A 17563-nucleotide genomic window follows, 5' to 3' on the forward strand; every position below is an offset into this window, starting at 1 on the left:
TCAAGACGCAAGCAATTAAGTAACGCGGGATTTGAAGATGGCTGAACCACGTTTCGTACACCTGCGGGTGCATAGCGACTACTCCATGATCGATGGGCTGGCAAAGACCGGGCCGCTGGTAAAAAAGGCGGCCTCGCTTGGCATGCCTGCGCTGGCGATCACCGATTTTACCAACCTGTGTGGCCTGGTGAAGTTCTACGGAACGGCGCATGGCGCAGGATTAAAGCCCATCGTCGGCGCGGATTTTCATGTGCAGAGCGACCTGCTCGGCGATGAGATGACGCAAATTTCCGTGTTAGCCATGAATAACACGGGTTATCAGAACCTCACTCTGCTGATCTCAAAAGCCTACCAGCGCGGTTACGGCGCACTGGGTCCATGGATTGACCGCGACTGGCTGGCGGAGCTGAACGAAGGTTTGCTGCTGATCTCCGGTGGCCGTATGGGAGATGTCGGCAAATGTCTGCTACGCGGTAATAACGCGCTGGTGGATCAGTGCGTCTCGTTCTACGAAGAGTATTTCCCGGATCGTTATTACCTGGAGCTGATCCGTACCGGGCGTGCGGATGAAGAGAGCTACCTGCATGCGGCCGTCGCCCTGGCGGAAGCGCGTGGCCTGCCTGTGGTGGCCACCAACGATGTGCGCTTCCTTGAGGCGGGTGATTTTGACGCGCATGAAATTCGCGTCGCCATCCACGACGGCTTCACCCTCGACGATCCGAAACGTCCGCGCAACTACTCATCGCAGCAGTACATGCGCAGCGAAGAGGAGATGTGTGAGCTCTTCTCGGACATCCCGGAAGCGCTGGAAAACAGCGTAGAGATTGCCAAGCGCTGTAACGTCACCGTGCGTCTCGGCGAATACTTCCTGCCGCAGTTCCCGACGGGAGACATGACCACCGAAGATTTCCTGGTCATGAAATCGAAAGAGGGTCTGGAAGAGCGTCTGGAATTCCTCTTCCCGGATGAAGCGGTCCGTAAAGAGAAACGTCCTGAATATGACGAGCGCCTGGATATTGAACTCCAGGTGATCAACCAGATGGGGTTCCCTGGCTACTTCCTGATCGTGATGGAGTTCATCCAGTGGTCGAAGGATAACGGCGTGCCGGTAGGTCCGGGCCGTGGTTCTGGTGCCGGCTCGCTGGTGGCGTATGCCCTGAAAATCACCGATCTCGATCCGCTGGAATTTGACCTGCTGTTCGAACGTTTCCTCAACCCGGAACGTGTCTCCATGCCCGACTTTGACGTCGACTTCTGCATGGAAAAACGCGACCAGGTGATTGAGCACGTGGCCGATATGTACGGTCGTGATGCGGTTTCGCAGATCATCACCTTCGGTACGATGGCCGCGAAAGCGGTTATCCGCGACGTGGGCCGCGTTCTGGGCCACCCGTACGGTTTTGTCGATCGTATCTCTAAGCTGGTGCCGCCCGATCCGGGCATGACTCTGGCGAAAGCCTTTGAAGCTGAACCTCAGCTGCCGGAAATCTACGAAGCCGACGAAGAGGTCAAAGCGCTGATCGACATGGCGCGCAAGCTGGAAGGCGTCACGCGTAACGCCGGTAAGCATGCGGGGGGGGTGGTTATCGCCCCGACCAAAATCACCGACTTTGCGCCGCTGTACTGCGATGAAGCGGGCCAGCATCCGGTCACCCAGTTCGACAAGAACGACGTAGAATACGCCGGGCTGGTGAAGTTCGACTTCCTCGGCCTGCGTACGCTGACCATCATCAACTGGGCGCTGGAGATGATCAACGCCCGTCGCGAGAAGAACGGCGAACCGCCGCTGGATATCGCGGCTATCCCGCTTGATGACAAGAAAAGTTTCGACATGCTGCAACGCTCGGAGACGACAGCCGTCTTCCAGCTTGAATCCCGCGGCATGAAAGATTTGATTAAGCGTCTGCAACCAGACTGCTTCGAAGATATGATCGCGCTGGTGGCCCTGTTCCGTCCGGGGCCGTTGCAGTCGGGGATGGTAGATAACTTTATCGACCGTAAACACGGGCGCGAAGAGATTTCCTACCCGGACGTGCAGTGGCAGCATGAAAGCCTGAAACCGGTACTGGAGCCAACCTATGGCATCATCCTGTATCAGGAACAAGTCATGCAGATCGCCCAGGTGCTTTCTGGTTATACCCTTGGCGGCGCAGACATGCTGCGTCGTGCGATGGGTAAGAAAAAGCCGGAAGAGATGGCCAAGCAGCGTTCCATCTTTGAGGATGGGGCGAAGAAAAACGGCGTCGATGGCGAACTGGCGATGAAAATCTTCGACCTGGTGGAGAAATTCGCCGGGTACGGATTTAACAAATCCCACTCCGCCGCCTATGCTTTGGTTTCGTATCAAACGCTGTGGCTGAAGGCTCACTATCCCGCTGAGTTTATGGCGGCGGTAATGACCGCCGATATGGACAACACCGAGAAGGTGGTTGGCCTGGTGGACGAGTGCTGGCGCATGGGGCTGAAGATCCTGCCGCCGGATATTAACTCTGGCCTGTACCATTTCCACGTTAACGATGACGGGGAAATCGTCTATGGGATCGGCGCGATCAAGGGCGTAGGTGAGGGGCCGATCGAGGCGATCATCGAAGCGCGTAACAACGGCGGCTATTTCCGCGAGCTGTTCGATCTGTGCGCCCGCACCGATACCAAAAAACTGAACCGCCGGGTGCTGGAAAAACTGATCATGTCCGGCGCGTTTGATCGGCTGGGGCCACACCGCGCCGCGCTGATGAACTCGCTCGGCGATGCGCTGAAAGCAGCCGATCAGCACGCGAAAGCGGAAGCCATTGGCCAGGCAGATATGTTCGGCGTGCTGGCGGAAGAGCCAGAGCAGATTGAGCAGTCTTATTCCAACTGCCAGCCCTGGCCAGAACAGGTGGTGCTGGATGGGGAGCGGGAAACGTTAGGCCTGTACCTGACGGGGCACCCGATCAACCAGTATCTGAAAGAAATTGAGCGCTATGTCGGCGGCCACAGGCTTAAAGACATGCATCCGACAGAACGTGGTAAAATCACCACGGCTGCGGGGCTCGTGATTGCTGCAAGGGTAATGGTCACCAAGCGCGGCAATCGTATCGGCATCTGTACCCTGGATGACCGTTCCGGGCGTCTGGAGGTGATGTTGTTCACCGACGCGCTGGATAAATACCAGCAATTGCTGGAAAAAGACCGCATACTTATCGTCAGCGGACAGGTCAGCTTTGATGACTTCAGCGGGGGGCTTAAAATGACCGCCCGCGAAGTGATGGACATTGACGAAGCCCGGGAAAAATATGCTCGCGGGCTTGCTATCTCGCTGACGGACAGGCAAATTGATGACCAGCTTTTAAACCGACTCCGTCAGTCTCTGGAACCCCACCGCTCGGGGACCATTCCAGTACATCTCTACTATCAGAGGGCGGATGCACGTGCGCGGTTGCGCTTTGGTGCAACGTGGCGTGTCTCTCCGAGCGATCGTTTACTGAACGATCTCCGTGGCCTCATTGGTTCGGAGCAGGTGGAACTGGAGTTTGACTAATACAGGAATACTATGAGTCTGAATTTCCTTGATTTCGAACAGCCGATTGCAGAGCTGGAAGCGAAAATCGATTCTCTGACAGCCGTGAGCCGTCAGGATGAAAAACTGGATATTAACATCGACGAAGAAGTGCATCGTCTGCGCGAAAAAAGCGTAGAACTGACGCGCAAAATCTTTGCCGATCTCGGCGCATGGCAGATCGCCCAGCTGGCGCGTCATCCACAGCGTCCGTACACCCTGGATTATGTCCGCCTGGCGTTTGACGAATTTGACGAACTGGCAGGCGACCGCGCATACGCTGACGATAAAGCTATCGTCGGCGGTATCGCGCGTCTGGATGGACGTCCGGTGATGATTATTGGTCATCAGAAAGGCCGTGAAACCAAAGAGAAAATCCGTCGTAACTTCGGTATGCCAGCGCCAGAAGGCTACCGTAAGGCCCTGCGTCTGATGGAGATGGCTGAGCGTTTCAATATGCCTATCATCACCTTCATCGACACGCCGGGTGCTTACCCGGGTGTTGGCGCTGAAGAACGCGGTCAGTCTGAAGCCATCGCACGCAACCTGCGTGAGATGTCTCGCCTGAAAGTGCCGGTCATCTGTACCGTTATCGGTGAAGGTGGGTCCGGCGGTGCGCTGGCAATTGGCGTGGGCGATAAAGTGAATATGCTACAGTACAGTACCTATTCCGTTATCTCTCCGGAAGGCTGTGCCTCCATTCTGTGGAAAAGTGCCGATAAAGCGCCGCTGGCTGCTGAAGCGATGGGCATCATTGCCCCACGTCTGAAAGAGCTGAAGCTGATCGACACCGTTATCCCTGAACCGCTGGGCGGCGCGCATCGTAAGCCGGAAGTGATGGCTGCTTCCCTGAAAGCGCAGCTGCTGGCAGATCTGGCGGACCTGGACGTGCTGAGCACAGAAGATCTGCTCAACCGTCGTTATCAGCGTCTGATGACCTACGGTTACGCGTAAGCCTCACAATTATCCTAAAAGCCGCACATTGTTGCGGCTTTTTTTATACCTGCCGTTTACCTTAACTATGCTTATCTGATGTTTTTCAAGGAGGTAAACCATGAACATCATTGCCATCATGGGGCCACACGGCGTCTTTTATAAAGACGAACCCACCAAGGAGCTGGAGCAAGCCCTCAAAGCACGCGGATACCAGCTGATCTGGCCGCAAAACAGCGCCGACCTGCTGAAATTTATCGAACACAATCCGCGCATCTGTGGCGTGATATTCGACTGGGACGAATACGACATGGAGTTGTGCAGCGATATCAATAAGCTCAACGAATATCTTCCGCTGTACGCGTTTATCAACACTCACTCGACCATGGACGTGAGCGCGCATGATATGCGTATGGCGCTGTGGTTCTTCGAATACTCACTCGGCGTTGCCGAGGACATTGCGACCCGCATTCAGCAGTACACCGGTGAATACCTCGATAACATCACACCGCCGTTCACGCGCGCGCTGTTCACCTATGTGAATGAAGGGAAGTACACCTTCTGTACGCCAGGCCACATGGCGGGAACAGCCTATCAAAAAAGCCCGGTGGGATGTCTGTTCTACGATTTCTTCGGCGGTAACACGCTGAAGGCGGATGTGTCGATTTCGGTCACCGAGTTAGGCTCTCTGCTGGATCATACCGGCCCGCATCTGGAAGCCGAAGAGTACATCGCCCGGACCTTTGGCGCCGAGCAAAGCTACATGGTGACCAACGGTACCTCAACCTCGAACAAAATCGTCGGGATGTACGCCGCGCCTGCCGGCAGTACGCTGCTGATTGACCGCAACTGCCATAAATCACTGGCGCATTTGCTGATGATGAGCGACGTGGTGCCGCTCTGGCTGTCGCCTACGCGTAATGCGCTGGGTATTCTCGGCGGCATTCCTCGCCGTGAATTCGCGCATGAAGCCATTGAAAATAAGATCGCGGCGATCCCCGAGGCAAGCTGGCCTGTGCACGCGGTGATCACCAACTCCACCTATGACGGGCTGCTTTACAACACGAACTGGATCAAGCAGACGCTCGACGTGCCGTCGATCCACTTTGACTCCGCGTGGGTGCCTTACACCAATTTCCACCCGATTTACTCGGGTAAAAGTGGGATGAGCGGCGAGCGGGTGCCGGGCAAGGTGTTCTTCGAAACGCAGTCGACGCACAAAATGCTGGCCGCGTTTTCCCAGGCGTCTCTTATTCACATCAAGGGCGAGTACGACGAGGACACCTTCAACGAAGCCTTTATGATGCACACGACCACGTCGCCGAGCTACCCGCTGGTGGCGTCCATCGAAACGGCGGCGGCGATGCTGCGCGGTAATCCGGGTAAACGCCTGATCAATCGTTCGGTGGAACGGGCGCTGCATTTCCGAAAAGAGGTTCAGCGACTTAAAGATGAAGCGGACGGCTGGTTCTTTGATATCTGGCAGCCGGAAGAGATTGATGAGGCAGAATGCTGGCCCGTCGCGCCGGGGGAGAGCTGGCACGGTTTTCGGGATGCCGATGCGGACCACATGTTCCTCGATCCGGTTAAGGTGACGATCCTGACGCCGGGCATGGATGAGCAGGGCGTGATGGGTGAGGAAGGGATCCCGGCTGCGCTGGTGGCGAAGTTCCTTGATGAGCGCGGCGTGGTGGTGGAGAAAACCGGCCCCTATAATTTGCTGTTCCTGTTCAGCATCGGGATCGATAAAACCCGCGCGATGGGGCTGTTGCGCGGACTGATGGAGTTTAAGCGTGCATATGATCTGAACCTGCGGGTGAAGAATATGCTGCCGGATCTCTACGCGGAAGATCCTGACTTCTATCGCAATATGCGTATTCAGGATCTGGCCCAGGGGATCCACAGGCTGATCCGCCAGCACGATCTGCCGCGCCTGATGTTGCAGGCATTTGATGTTCTGCCTGAAATGAAGCTGACGCCGCACAGGGCGTGGCAGCGCCAGGTGAAAGGGGAGGTTGAAACCGTTGAGCTGGAGAACCTGGTCGGGCGGGTATCGGCCAACATGATCCTGCCTTATCCGCCGGGCGTGCCGCTGCTGATGCCGGGTGAAATGATCACCGAGGAGAGCCGGGCGGTGCTCGATTTCCTGCTGATGCTCTGTTCGGTAGGGCGCCACTATCCGGGCTTTGAAACGGACATTCATGGCGCGAAACGCGATGATAACGGCGTGTACTGGGTGAGAGTCCTAAAATAAAAGGGGCTGCTTGCCAGAGGCGGGTTGTCGGTTGTAACGTTCAGGGCATCATAAAAAGGAGAAACTATGCTGGGTTTAAAAGCGGTTCATCATATTGCGATCATTGCCACCGATTACGCGAAAAGTAAGGCATTCTACTGCGACGTTCTCGGCTTTACGCTGTTGAGCGAGGCTTACCGTGAGGAGCGCGACTCCTGGAAAGGCGATCTGGCGTTAAACGGACAATATGTGATTGAACTGTTCTCTTTTCCTTTCCCGCCAGCGCGTCCTTCACGCCCGGAAGCCTGCGGCCTGCGCCACCTGGCCTTCAGCGTCGATGACCTGGACAGCGCGGTAAAACATCTGGAAGCCCACGGCGTGGCCTGCGAAGCGATTCGTGTCGATCCCTTTACCGATAAACGTTTCACTTTTTTCAACGATCCGGACGGCCTGCCGCTGGAGCTTTACCAGCAGTAATCGCCGTCATGTGTGATAATGCCCGTTCAGTTCGGGCATTTTTTATGTGTAATTTCCTATGACCTTACCCGCTATCGCGCACGCCGTTTCACCCTATCGCCAGCTGCTGGTGGGGTTCAGCGGTGGCCTGGATTCCACCGTTTTGCTGCACCGCCTTAAGCTCTGGCGCGACCGTGAGCCTGACGTCCAGCTGCGGGCAATGCATATCCATCACGGCTTAAGCCCCCATGCCGACGACTGGGTAGCGCACTGCGAAGCGGTGTGTTCAGGGTGGGCGATCCCGCTGATCGTTGAACGCGTCACGCTTGAGGATGAGGGGCTGGGTATTGAGGCGCAGGCGCGGAAAGCCCGCTACGCCGCGTTTTCCGGCGCATTACAGCAAGGGGAAGCGTTGGTCACCGCGCAGCATCTGGACGACCAGTGCGAGACGTTTTTACTGGCGCTCAAGAGGGGCAGCGGGCCTGCGGGGTTATCCGCCATGCCTGAGCGCGCAGATTTTGCTGAAACAGAGCTCATCCGCCCGCTGCTGGGTGAGACGCGCGCATCACTGGAAGCCTGGGCGCAGCAGCATCATCTGTGCTGGATTGAAGACGAGAGCAATCAGGACGACAGTTACGACCGTAACTTCCTGCGCCTGCGCGTCTTACCGCTGCTGAGTGAGCGCTGGGCGCATTTTTCCGAAGCGGCGGCCAGAAGCGCCATGCTGTGTGCTGAACAGGAAAGCTTGCTGGATGAGTTGCTGAGCGAGGAGTTGGATACGCTGACTACCGCTGACGGTGCCCTGAACATTGCGCCGTTGAAGGTGATGAGCCCCGTGCGCCGGGCTGCTCTGATTCGTCGCTGGCTGGCTTACCACCGTGCGGTTATGCCGTCCCGGGCGATGCTCAACCGTATCTGGGAGGAAGTTGCACAGGCGAGGGAAGATGCTGCCCCGTGTATACACCTGAATGGTTATGACGTCAGGCGCTATAAAGGGCAACTCTGGTGGGTAAAATCTGTGCCGTCGCTGGCTGACGTTGTGCTCGACTGGCCGTCGCCGGAAAAAGCATTAACGCTACCGATGAATGGCGGTGTCGTTGCGTTAAGCCATTCGGGCAATGTGCGTCTACCTGAGCCGGACGAGAACGTCACTATACGCTTCAGGGCCAGCGGCATGCTGCATATCGTCGGGCGTAACGGCGGGCGTAAGCTGAAGAAAATCTGGCAGGAACAGAACGTTCCGCCCTGGCGACGTGATACCACGCCGCTTCTGTTTTACGGCGACACGCTCATCGCGGCGGCAGAGGTGTTCATCACTGAAGAGGGGTGGGCTGAAGCGGGTGTTAATTTTGAATGGAAAGCGTAACGGGCAGCCTGGCTGCCCGTTGGTTATCAGGATTCGCTCACCACAACGGTGCCGATTTCCGGATGGCTGAAACTGGCAATTTTGTCGAGGCGTAGCTCACGCGTTGCACCTGCATCTTCCACAACCAGGTATTCCACATTTTTACGGGAAACCAGATCGCTGGCCTTTGCCTTTAGCACTTCGCCATCTTTTAGCTCCAGCGTCAGTATTAAATGATGCTGGCAGGCGAGTTCGAGGTTGTCATAGTCATCACAATTGATGGGTTGATAGGTATCATTCATCGACATAATCGCTCACCAGTAAATTCGCCGCAGCATACGCTGCTTTTTCCCTGACCGATTCAGAAAGGCTCTCATCAGAGGCCACTTCATTTAGCACGTTCAATACACAGCCTAACGCATCCGGAATGTACCCCAGATCTCCGCTGGCGATCTCCGCATACCGTCTGCGAATCAACTCACAATAATTATTCACATCACCTCCTGCCAGCGTACTGACTTACTGTGAGATATCATTAAGCCTACGAAGTTAAACTCGGTTTAGCAAGGTGACTATACCATACTCATTTAAGCATTATCAGCGCCTTGATAAGAGGGAGACACCACCTCGTAACAGCCTTTTGCCGCGGTTTTCGCTACAATGTACGCCTGATTCGAAAGGAGTTCTCTCATGGCGCTGAAAGCGACAATTTATAAAGCTGTGGTCAATGTGGCGGATCTTGACCGTAACCAGTTTCTGGATGCGTCATTGACGCTGGCGCGTCACCCTTCTGAAACCCAGGAGCGCATGATGCTGCGCCTGCTGGCGTGGATTAAGTATGCCGACGAGCGTCTGCAATTTACCCGTGGTTTAAGCGCGGAAGATGAACCGGAAGCCTGGCTGCGCAACGATCATCTGGGTATCGATTTATGGATTGAGCTTGGCCTGCCGGATGAACGCCGGATCAAAAAGGCCTGCACCCAGTCTGCTGAAGTGGCGTTGTTTGCCTACAACCAGAGAGCGGCGGAGATCTGGTGGCAACAAAATAAAAATAAATGTGCGCAGTTCAAAAATCTTACCGTCTGGTATCTGGATGATGAACAGCTGGCGCAGCTGAGTGCGTTCGCCAGCCGGACGATGGCGCTACAGGCGACGATTCAGGACGGCGCCATCTGGCTTTCCGATTCTCAGAATAATCTGGAAATTCATCTCACGGCCTGGCAGCCCGCATCATGATTGTATTGTCCCGAAACGTCAGCATCCCTGATAACGAGCTGGAGATCACCGCCATCCGGGCCCAGGGAGCAGGGGGACAGCACGTTAACAAGGCCTCAACGGCTATCCATTTGCGCTTTGACATTCGGGCCTCCAGCCTGCCAGAGTATTATAAAGAAAGCCTGCTTGCCGCCAGCCATCACCTGATCACCAGCGAGGGTGTGATGGTGATTAAAGCGCAGGAGTATCGCAGCCAGGAGCTTAACCGGGAAGCGGCAATAGCCCGGCTGGTCGCGGTCATCAAAGAGCTGACGGCTGTACAAAAAAGTCGCCGGGCAACACGTCCAACGCGGGCATCGAAAGAACGTCGGTTGTCATCGAAGGCGCAGAAATCCACCGTAAAATCACTGCGTGGCAAAGTCCGTCACCCATAATGTGACGAAAGGGATACCCTTTTTCATAAGGAAAGTATTGTGAAAAAAGCATTATTATCAGCGCTGGCCGTGACAAGCCTGTTCGCGCTTTTTGGCTGTAATAACCGTTCAGAAACGCAGGTACTACAGCCAACGCAAAATGAAGAATTAAAGCCGATGCAGCAAAGCTGGCGCGGCGTATTACCGTGTGCAGATTGCGAGGGCATCGAAACCTCTCTGTTTCTGCAAAAAGATGGCACCTGGGTCATGAACCAGCGTTACCAGGGGGCGAAAGAACCGTCTTCTTTTGCATCTTACGGAACATGGGCGCGTACGGCTGAGAAGCTGGTATTGACGGATACCACGGGCGATAAAACCTTCTTCCGCGCCAAAGGCGAGGGGATGGAGATGCTCGATCGCGAAGGTAATCCGATTGAATCCCAGTTCAACTACACGTTGGCCCCGGTAAAAGCGACCCTGCCAGCCACCCCAATGGCGATGCGAGGGATGTATTTCTACATGGCGGATGCGGCGATCTTCACTGACTGTGCAACAGGGAAGAAAGTCAGCGTGGCGAACAATGCCCAGCTGGAGCGAGACTATGCCGTCGCGCGCGGCAACGACAGTAAGCCAGTGTTGCTGACGGTTGAAGGGCACTTTACGCTGGAGCCAAACCCGGATAGCGGCGAGCTGGTGAAAACGCTGGTGGCAGATAAAGACGCGAAGTTTGCTGCGGGGAAAGACTGCGAAAGCAAATAAGATATAGCCATTAAAAAACCCCGCACTGGCGGGGTTTTTTGTTTCTTAACCTTTGATGGCTTTCACCAGGTAATCAAGAATATCTCCCGTCTTGATCATCTGTTTTTCGCCGTTGCGACGGTATTTGTATTCAATCTCGTCGCTGTCGAGGTTACGGTCGCCAATGACGATGGTGTGTGGAATACCGATCAGTTCCATGTCAGCAAACATCACGCCAGGACGCTCTTTACGGTCATCCATCAGCACGTCGATACCTTTCGCACTCAGCTCAGCGTAGAGTTTCTCAGCCAGCTCCTGCACGCGGTAAGACTTGTGCATGTTCATTGGCAGGATCGCCACCTGGAACGGCGCGATGTTATCCGGCCAGACGATTCCGCGTTCGTCATAGTTCTGCTCGATAGCGGCAGCAACAACGCGCGTTACGCCAATGCCGTAGCAGCCCATGGTCAGAACCTGGTTACGGCCATCTTCGCCCTGAACGGCAGCGTTCATTGCGCGCGAGTACTTATCGCCCAGCTGGAAGATGTGGCCTACTTCGATACCGCGTTTGATCATCAGAGTACCCTTGCCGTCCGGGCTTGGATCGCCTGCGACCACGTTACGGATGTCAGCCACTTCCGGCGTCGCCACGTCACGATCCCAGTTGATGCCGAAGAAGTGTTTACCGTCGATGTTTGCGCCCGCAGCGAAGTCGCTCATCGCCGCAACGGTGCGGTCAATGACCACCGGAACAGGCATGTTCACCGGACCCAGAGAACCAGGACCAGCATTCACCACGGCGCGGATCTCTGCTTCCGTTGCGAAGGTCAGCGGGCTGGCAACCTGCGGCAGCTTCTCGGCTTTCACTTCGTTCAGCTCGTGATCGCCTCGTACCAGCAGGGCAACCAGTGGATAAGCGCTACCTTCAGCCGATTTCACCAGCAGGGTTTTCACGGTTTTTTCGATCGGCAGAGTAAACTGCTCAACCAGCTCGGCGATAGTTTTCGCGTTTGGCGTATCAACCAGCGTCATCTCTTGCGTTGCCGCGCCGCGTGGTTCTTTTGGTGCCAGCGCTTCTGCAAATTCGATGTTCGCGGCGTAATCAGAGGAGTCAGAGAAGATCACATCGTCTTCGCCGCTCTGCGCCAGAACCTGGAATTCATGGGAGGCGCTACCGCCGATTGAACCGGTATCAGCCTGTACAGCACGGAAATCCAGCCCCATGCGGGAGAAGATTTTGCTGTAGGCCGCGTACATTTTGTCGTAGGTCTCTTGCAGCGATTCCTGAGAAGTATGGAAAGAGTAAGCATCTTTCATCAGGAACTCGCGAGAACGCATGACGCCAAAGCGTGGACGCACTTCGTCACGGAACTTAGTCTGGATCTGGAAGAAGTTCAGCGGCAGCTGTTTGTAAGAGCTCAGCTCGTTACGGATCAGGTCGGTGATCACTTCTTCATGCGTTGGGCCGAGAACGAATGGACGATCGCCACGATCGGCAATACGCAGCAGTTCAGGACCGTACTGCTCCCAGCGACCGCTCTCCTGCCACAGTTCAGAGGGCTGAACGACCGGCATTAACACCTCGATAGCACCGGCGTTGTTCATCTCTTCACGCACGATGTTTTCGACTTTTTTCAGGACGCGCACGCCGGTCGGCAGCCAGGTGTATAACCCGGAGGCCAGCTTGCGGATCATCCCGGCGCGCAGCATCAGCTGGTGGCTGATCACCTCGGCGTCGGCAGGTGTCTCCTTCAGAGTGGAGAGCAGATATTGGCTAGTACGCATGTTGTTACGGTTCCATTTCGACGATTGGAACAGGCTGAAACACCAGCCTGACACAAAAAAAGTGGTTTAGTTTACCAGTGTGGCAAAGATGCCAAAAGAGAGGAGAACAAAATTACCTGGGTTCCAGGGCAAACACTTCAAAACCCGCCGCAGTCACGCGCCAGCGCACGTTAAAGTCCAGCAGCCAGACGGCGTACGTATTCCCGGCTTCCTCTTCTTTGCGGTAGGCGGGACGGGGGTCCTGGGCCAGCACTTCAACGATAAAGTCACGCAGGCGAGGATAACGCTTTTCCAGCTCGCTGATTTGCGTCGTTATTTCAGACGTGAAGTGAACCGGCATATCTGCCTGCGGTGCGTCCTGAGCATAGCTTGCTCGGGCATCCGGCAGCGCTTCGGCGAAGGGCAGGTAAGGCTTAATATCTATGACCGGCGTGCCATCAACCAGGTCAAGGCTACCTAACTCCAGGATCACCTGATCTTTCTGACAACGTATGCCTTTCAGCTCGACCAGCGACATCCCGATGGGGTTGGGACGAAAGGTTGAGCGGGTGGCAAAGACACCCATTCTGGCATTTCCGCCCAGACGAGGCGGACGCACGGTAGGACGCCAGCCGCCTTCCATGGTCTGGTGAAACACAAAGACCACCCATAAATGGCTGAACGCCTCAAGCCCGCGCACTGCATCGGCCTGATTATACGGCGCGACAAGATGAAGCTCGCCGCCGCCGTTAATGACCAGACCCGGCTGACGTGGAACGGCGAACTTTTCTTTATAAGGGGAGCGGATAACGCCTATCTGCTCGAACTGAAATGAACTCATTTCGCCGTAATGTTAAGCGCAGAACCGATACATACCGCCTGGCGATAGCAACCTGGTGTGCCGCTGGTGACTTCGCAGCTGTGCAGCAGCACCGCGTTGGCTTTCATTTTCGACGCGTTGATTTGCATACGCTTGCGGGCTGTCGGAATATTGGGTGGGGAGTCCTGATTCGTTGCCTGGCAGGATTCGCCGCTCACTTCGCCCAGTTCACGGAATGGCTTACCGACCAGCTCGTCGGCTTTGGTAATAATACGTACCGGCGCAGCGCGAGGCGCTTTCGGTTTTGCTGGCTCCGCTTTTGGCGGGGTTGCAGTGCTTTGAACAGGTTCAACAGGAGATCTGCTTAGCATAGAACAGCCGCTCAGCATCAGTGCTAAAAAACAGATCGGTAAAGCACGCATAATAATTCCTCAGTGGATAATCAAAACGTCAGATATTGAAGCAGTTGACCGCACAAATGACAAGACGGGCAAATGCCCGTCTTGATGATATTACACTGCCGGGAGATTACCAGCCTTTAACCGCGCCGCCGTTAAACACCTTATTGGCTTCCTGGTACACTTCTTCAGACTGATATGCCTGTATGAATTTCTTCACATTCTCCGCGTCTTTGTTGTCTTCGCGAGTCACGATCAGGTTGACGTACGGGGAATCTTTATCTTCAACGAAGATGCCATCTTTCGCTGGGGTCAGGCCGATCTGGCTGGCGTAAGTGGTGTTGATCACGGCCAGGGCGATCTGCGCATCGTCCAGAGAACGTGGCAGCTGTGGTGCTTCCAGCTCAACAATTTTCAGATTTTTCGGGTTTTCGGTTACGTCCAGAACGGTCGGTAACAAGCCAACGCCTTCTTTCAGTTTAATCAGGCCCACTTTCTGTAGCAGAAGCAGGGAACGGCCAAGGTTGGTTGGGTCGTTAGGGACGGCAACCTGTGAACCCGGCTGGAGTTCATCCAGAGATTTAATTTTCTTGGAGTAACCGGCAATCGGGTAAACGAAGGTGTTACCGACAGCAACCAGTTTGTAGCCGCGATCTTTGATCTGCTGATCCAGGTACGGTTTATGCTGGAAGGCGTTAGCGTCAATGTCGCCTTTGCTCAGCGCTTCGTTCGGCAGAACGTAATCGTTGAAGGTCACCAGTTCAACGTCCAGGCCATATTTCTCTTTAGCGATTTTCTGCGCGGCCTCAGCAACCTGCTGTTCTGCACCGACGATAACGCCTACTTTGATGTGGTTTGGATCTTTTTCGTCCTGACCGCAACCCACCAGTGCCAGCGAGCCAATCAGTGCGCCTACTGCTGCGAAGGTCTTAAATTTAAACGCCATGTTATATCCTTAACTCGTCGAGTTTGTGTTGTTTGTAACGTTATTTATGCGTAACAGCCCGGACGATACGATCGCCAGAGAATTGAATTAAGTAAACCAGCACAACCAGCAATACCAGAACGGTATTCATTACGGTAGCGTTATAGCCAATATAGCCGTACTGATATCCAATCTGGCCTAAACCGCCAGCACCTACGGCGCCGCCCATTGCGGAATAACCGACCAGGGTGATAAGCGTGATGGTTGCTGCGTTCACCAGCCCAGGCAGCGCCTCTGGCAGCAGAACTTTGCGAACGATCTGCATTGGCGTCGCACCCATAGCGCGGGAAGCTTCGATCAGGCCGGTTGGGATTTCCAGCAGGGCGTTTTCCACCATACGGGCGATAAACGGTGCCGCGCCTACGGTCAGCGGGACAATAGCTGCCTGCAAACCAATCGACGTCCCGACGATCACGCGCGTAAACGGAATCATCCACACCAGCAGAATAATGAACGGAATAGACCGGAAAATGTTCACCAGCGCAGAGAGCGTGCGGTACAGCTTCGCGTTTTCAATAATTTGACCCGGGCGCGTAACGTACAGCAGCACGCCGACCGGCAGCCCAATCACAAAACCAAAGAAGCCCGATACGAAGGTCATTGCCAGCGTTTCCCAAACGCCGCGAACCAGTAGCCACATCATCGGCTCAGACATAACCCAGTACCTCTACTTTTACGTGATGTTCTTGCAGCCAGGCAATTGCCGCCTGGGTTTCTTCCTGTGTGCCGTGCATTTCCGTCAGCATAATGCCGAACCTCACGCCACCGGCGTAGTCCATCTGCGCGCTAATAATGTTGTTATTCACGTTAAAGCGACGCGCGGTTTCGGACAGCAGCGGTGCGTCAACGGACTGGCCCGTGAACTCCATGCGCAGCATCGGGACGCTGTCAGGCGTTGCGTCTGTTTTTAAACGTTCCAGATAATCTTCCGGAATATCCAGATGCAGTGTGGACTGAATGAACTGCTGAGCCAGCGGCGTTTTCGGGTGTGAGAAGACTTCACTCACCGTGTCCTGCTCAATCAGCTCACCGTTGCTGATGACCGCCACGCAGTCGCAGATGCGTTTCACTACATCCATTTCATGCGTAATAAGGAGAATCGTCAGGCCCAGGCGACGGTTAATGTCTTTTAACAGTTCCAGAATAGAGCGCGTGGTGGCCGGGTCTAACGCGCTGGTGGCTTCATCGCACAGCAGCACCTTAGGATTGCTTGCCAGCGCGCGGGCAATGGCCACACGCTGTTTTTGCCCACCGGACAGATTTGCCGGGTAGCTATCATGCTTGTCGCCCAGACCAACAAGGTCGAGCAGTTCGGTGACGCGACGCGTAACTTCTTCTTTCGGCGTGTTATCCAGCTCAAGCGGCAGGGCAACGTTGCCGAACACGGTGCGGGATGCCAGCAGGTTAAAGTGCTGGAAAATCATGCCAATCTGGCGACGCGCTTTGGTGAGTTCTTTTTCTGAGAGAGCGGTAAGCTCCTGGCCGCCAACTTCTACGCTGCCCTGGGTTGGGCGCTCAAGCAGGTTAACACAACGGATCAGCGTACTTTTACCCGCACCCGATGCGCCAATGACGCCATAAATCTGACCAGCAGGCACATGCAGGCTGACGTTGTTCAGCGCCTGAATGGTTCGGTTCCCCTGCTGGAACACTTTGGTGATATTGGAAAGTTTAATCATTAGATTATTTTTATCGTAAGTAAGTTAGCCGTGGCATTTTCTTCTGCCAGATACGGGGAATGACCGTAAACAAAATGGATGTTAAGGCATCCAGACGTCTAAATCAATCCACCTCTGTGCGATGAGCACTTTATTGCGCTGCGATTCATGAGATACTAGCTGAACAAGACTTTTTCAGGAGCAAACCGGTGGCAAAATCTGTACCCGCAATTTTTCTCGATCGTGACGGCACTATTAATGTGGATCACGGTTACGTCCATGAGATTGATGAGTTCGAGTTTATCGAGGGCGTAATAGATGCCATGCGCCAGTTGAAAGAGATGGGCTATGCGCTGGTGGTGGTGACTAACCAGTCCGGTATCGCCCGGGGTAAATTCACCGAAGCGCAGTTCGAGACGCTGACGGAATGGATGGACTGGTCTCTGGCCGATCGTGGCGTCGATCTTGATGGCATCTATTATTGTCCGCATCACCCGCAGGGAAGTGTAGAGGCGTATCGTCAGACCTGTGATTGCCGTAAGCCACACCCGGGCATGTTTATCTCTGCACAGGAATTCCTGCACATTGATATGGCCGCATCTTATATGGTGGGCGATAAACTGGAAGATATGCAGGCAGCAGCGGCGGCAGGTGTAGGTACCAAAGTATTAGTGCGTACCGGTAAACCGGTCACCCCAGAAGCAGAAAATGCAGCCGACTGGGTGATAACGAGTCTGGCAGAACTGCCAAAAGAGATTAAAAAGCACCAAAAATAGGCGTTTTGGCGAAAAGGTGAGCGGTTGAAATAAAAATGCATTTTTCCGCTTGTCATTCCTCGGCGGCTCCCTATAATGCGCCTCCATCGACACGGCGGATGTGAATCACTTCACAGATAACCCGGTCGGCTGAAGAGAAAAAATCCTGAAATAACGGGTTGACTCTGAGAGAGGAAAGCGTAATATACGCCACCTCGCGACAGAGCGCTGAAGCGCGTCGCAACTGCTCTTTAACAATTTATCAGACAATCTGTGTGGGCACTCAAAGTGACATGGATTCTTAATGTCCTC

Annotated in this window: 17 protein-coding genes; 9 read left to right on the forward strand and 8 right to left on the reverse strand. The window is 54.8% G+C overall.

The window, feature by feature from the left end:
* Positions 1–37: 37 nt before the first annotated feature.
* The 5 genes from dnaE (at position 38) to tilS (ending at position 8526) form a co-directional block, all read left to right on the forward strand.
* A complete protein-coding gene (gene dnaE / locus ACOTX5_RS12580; protein WP_017694479.1) occupies positions 38–3520 on the forward strand; it encodes a DNA polymerase III subunit alpha in 3483 nt (1160 codons plus the stop codon).
* Positions 3521–3532: 12 nt separating this feature from the next.
* Positions 3533–4492, forward strand: coding sequence for an acetyl-CoA carboxylase carboxyl transferase subunit alpha (gene accA, locus ACOTX5_RS12585; protein ID WP_003856154.1), 960 nt, complete (start codon positions 3533–3535; stop codon positions 4490–4492).
* A 100-nt stretch (positions 4493–4592) separates the two neighbouring features.
* On the forward strand, positions 4593–6725 hold the full coding sequence (locus ACOTX5_RS12590) for a lysine decarboxylase LdcC (protein ID WP_045911040.1): 2133 nt from the start codon (positions 4593–4595) through the stop codon (positions 6723–6725).
* 66 nt (positions 6726–6791) lie between these two features.
* Positions 6792–7181 carry a VOC family protein gene (locus ACOTX5_RS12595; RefSeq protein WP_003856151.1) on the forward strand — a complete coding sequence of 130 codons (390 nt, stop codon included), beginning with the start codon at positions 6792–6794 and terminating at the stop codon, positions 7179–7181.
* Positions 7182–7239: 58 nt separating this feature from the next.
* Complete coding sequence (gene tilS / locus ACOTX5_RS12600; RefSeq protein ID WP_045911041.1) at positions 7240–8526, forward strand: tRNA lysidine(34) synthetase TilS; 1287 nt, start codon at positions 7240–7242, stop codon at positions 8524–8526.
* Positions 8527–8552: 26 nt separating this feature from the next.
* On the opposite strand, the gene rof is transcribed toward tilS, so the two are convergent.
* Together rof and ACOTX5_RS12610 are read right to left on the reverse strand one after the other, a co-directional pair.
* Positions 8553–8813, reverse strand: coding sequence for a Rho-binding antiterminator (rof, locus tag ACOTX5_RS12605; protein ID WP_003856148.1), 261 nt, complete (start codon positions 8811–8813; stop codon positions 8553–8555).
* Positions 8800–9000 (reverse strand): YaeP family protein, encoded by a 201-nt coding sequence (locus ACOTX5_RS12610; protein WP_003856146.1) that lies wholly within the window; start codon positions 8998–9000, stop codon positions 8800–8802. Before ACOTX5_RS12610 ends, rof begins: the two co-directional genes overlap by 14 nt.
* A gap of 195 nt (positions 9001–9195) precedes the next feature.
* Between ACOTX5_RS12610 and ACOTX5_RS12615 the strand changes: the two genes are divergently transcribed.
* The 3 genes from ACOTX5_RS12615 to nlpE are packed head-to-tail and all read left to right on the forward strand — an operon-like array spanning position 9196 to position 10892.
* Positions 9196–9741 (forward strand): YaeQ family protein, encoded by a 546-nt coding sequence (locus ACOTX5_RS12615; RefSeq protein WP_003856144.1) that lies wholly within the window; start codon positions 9196–9198, stop codon positions 9739–9741.
* Entirely contained in the window at positions 9738–10154 is a 417-nt protein-coding gene (gene arfB / locus ACOTX5_RS12620) for an alternative ribosome rescue aminoacyl-tRNA hydrolase ArfB (protein ID WP_006810027.1), read from the forward strand. The genes ACOTX5_RS12615 and arfB overlap by 4 nt, the downstream gene beginning before the upstream one ends.
* A 39-nt stretch (positions 10155–10193) precedes the next feature.
* Positions 10194–10892, forward strand: coding sequence for an envelope stress response activation lipoprotein NlpE (gene nlpE, locus ACOTX5_RS12625; RefSeq protein WP_017383734.1), 699 nt, complete (start codon positions 10194–10196; stop codon positions 10890–10892).
* Between the two features lie 45 nt (positions 10893–10937).
* Here the strand turns inward: nlpE and proS are convergent, their stop codons facing one another.
* The 6 genes from proS to metN all read right to left on the reverse strand — a co-directional run bounded on the left by proS (position 10938) and on the right by metN (position 16517).
* Positions 10938–12656, reverse strand: coding sequence for a proline--tRNA ligase (gene proS / locus ACOTX5_RS12630; RefSeq protein ID WP_015572733.1), 1719 nt, complete (start codon positions 12654–12656; stop codon positions 10938–10940).
* 112 nt (positions 12657–12768) lie between these two features.
* Complete coding sequence (gene tsaA, locus ACOTX5_RS12635) at positions 12769–13476, reverse strand: tRNA (N6-threonylcarbamoyladenosine(37)-N6)-methyltransferase TrmO (protein ID WP_015572734.1); 708 nt, start codon at positions 13474–13476, stop codon at positions 12769–12771.
* The gene (rcsF, locus tag ACOTX5_RS12640; protein ID WP_015572735.1) at positions 13473–13877 is read right to left on the reverse strand and encodes an Rcs stress response system protein RcsF; all 405 of its coding nucleotides are present in this window, start codon (positions 13875–13877) and stop codon (positions 13473–13475) included. Before rcsF ends, tsaA begins: the two co-directional genes overlap by 4 nt.
* Positions 13878–13983: 106 nt before the next feature.
* Entirely contained in the window at positions 13984–14799 is an 816-nt protein-coding gene (gene metQ, locus ACOTX5_RS12645; protein WP_003856132.1) for a methionine ABC transporter substrate-binding lipoprotein MetQ, read from the reverse strand.
* A gap of 40 nt (positions 14800–14839) precedes the next feature.
* The gene (locus tag ACOTX5_RS12650; protein ID WP_003856130.1) at positions 14840–15493 is read right to left on the reverse strand and encodes a methionine ABC transporter permease MetI; all 654 of its coding nucleotides are present in this window, start codon (positions 15491–15493) and stop codon (positions 14840–14842) included.
* Positions 15486–16517: a methionine ABC transporter ATP-binding protein MetN gene (gene metN, locus ACOTX5_RS12655; protein WP_047726905.1), complete on the reverse strand. Its 1032-nt coding sequence runs from the start codon at positions 16515–16517 to the stop codon at positions 15486–15488. Before metN ends, ACOTX5_RS12650 begins: the two co-directional genes overlap by 8 nt.
* Positions 16518–16705: 188 nt before the next feature.
* Between metN and gmhB the strand changes: the two genes are divergently transcribed.
* A complete protein-coding gene (gmhB, locus tag ACOTX5_RS12660) occupies positions 16706–17272 on the forward strand; it encodes a D-glycero-beta-D-manno-heptose 1,7-bisphosphate 7-phosphatase (RefSeq protein WP_017383733.1) in 567 nt (188 codons plus the stop codon).
* Positions 17273–17563 lie beyond the last annotated feature (291 nt).

The sequence above is a fragment of the Enterobacter cloacae complex sp. IR5441 genome (genome assembly GCF_049238215.1).
Taxonomy (GTDB): domain Bacteria; phylum Pseudomonadota; class Gammaproteobacteria; order Enterobacterales; family Enterobacteriaceae; genus Enterobacter; species Enterobacter hormaechei_C.

Excerpts from the sequence above, each read along its gene's own strand:
- tilS (WP_045911041.1), top strand. The coding sequence starts at position 7,240 with ATGACCTTACCCGCTATCGCGCACGCCGTTTCACCCTATCGCCAGCTG.
- metN (WP_047726905.1), bottom strand. The coding sequence starts at position 16,517 with ATGATTAAACTTTCCAATATCACCAAAGTGTTCCAGCAGGGGAACCGA.
- ACOTX5_RS12650 (WP_003856130.1), bottom strand. The coding sequence starts at position 15,493 with ATGTCTGAGCCGATGATGTGGCTACTGGTTCGCGGCGTTTGGGAAACG.
- rof (WP_003856148.1), bottom strand. The coding sequence starts at position 8,813 with ATGTCGATGAATGATACCTATCAACCCATCAATTGTGATGACTATGAC.
- metQ (WP_003856132.1), bottom strand. The coding sequence starts at position 14,799 with ATGGCGTTTAAATTTAAGACCTTCGCAGCAGTAGGCGCACTGATTGGC.
- tsaA (WP_015572734.1), bottom strand. The coding sequence starts at position 13,476 with ATGAGTTCATTTCAGTTCGAGCAGATAGGCGTTATCCGCTCCCCTTAT.
- proS (WP_015572733.1), bottom strand. The coding sequence starts at position 12,656 with ATGCGTACTAGCCAATATCTGCTCTCCACTCTGAAGGAGACACCTGCC.
- arfB (WP_006810027.1), top strand. The coding sequence starts at position 9,738 with ATGATTGTATTGTCCCGAAACGTCAGCATCCCTGATAACGAGCTGGAG.
- ACOTX5_RS12595 (WP_003856151.1), top strand. The coding sequence starts at position 6,792 with ATGCTGGGTTTAAAAGCGGTTCATCATATTGCGATCATTGCCACCGAT.
- dnaE (WP_017694479.1), top strand. The coding sequence starts at position 38 with ATGGCTGAACCACGTTTCGTACACCTGCGGGTGCATAGCGACTACTCC.
- ACOTX5_RS12590 (WP_045911040.1), top strand. The coding sequence starts at position 4,593 with ATGAACATCATTGCCATCATGGGGCCACACGGCGTCTTTTATAAAGAC.
- ACOTX5_RS12615 (WP_003856144.1), top strand. The coding sequence starts at position 9,196 with ATGGCGCTGAAAGCGACAATTTATAAAGCTGTGGTCAATGTGGCGGAT.
- accA (WP_003856154.1), top strand. The coding sequence starts at position 3,533 with ATGAGTCTGAATTTCCTTGATTTCGAACAGCCGATTGCAGAGCTGGAA.
- rcsF (WP_015572735.1), bottom strand. The coding sequence starts at position 13,877 with ATGCGTGCTTTACCGATCTGTTTTTTAGCACTGATGCTGAGCGGCTGT.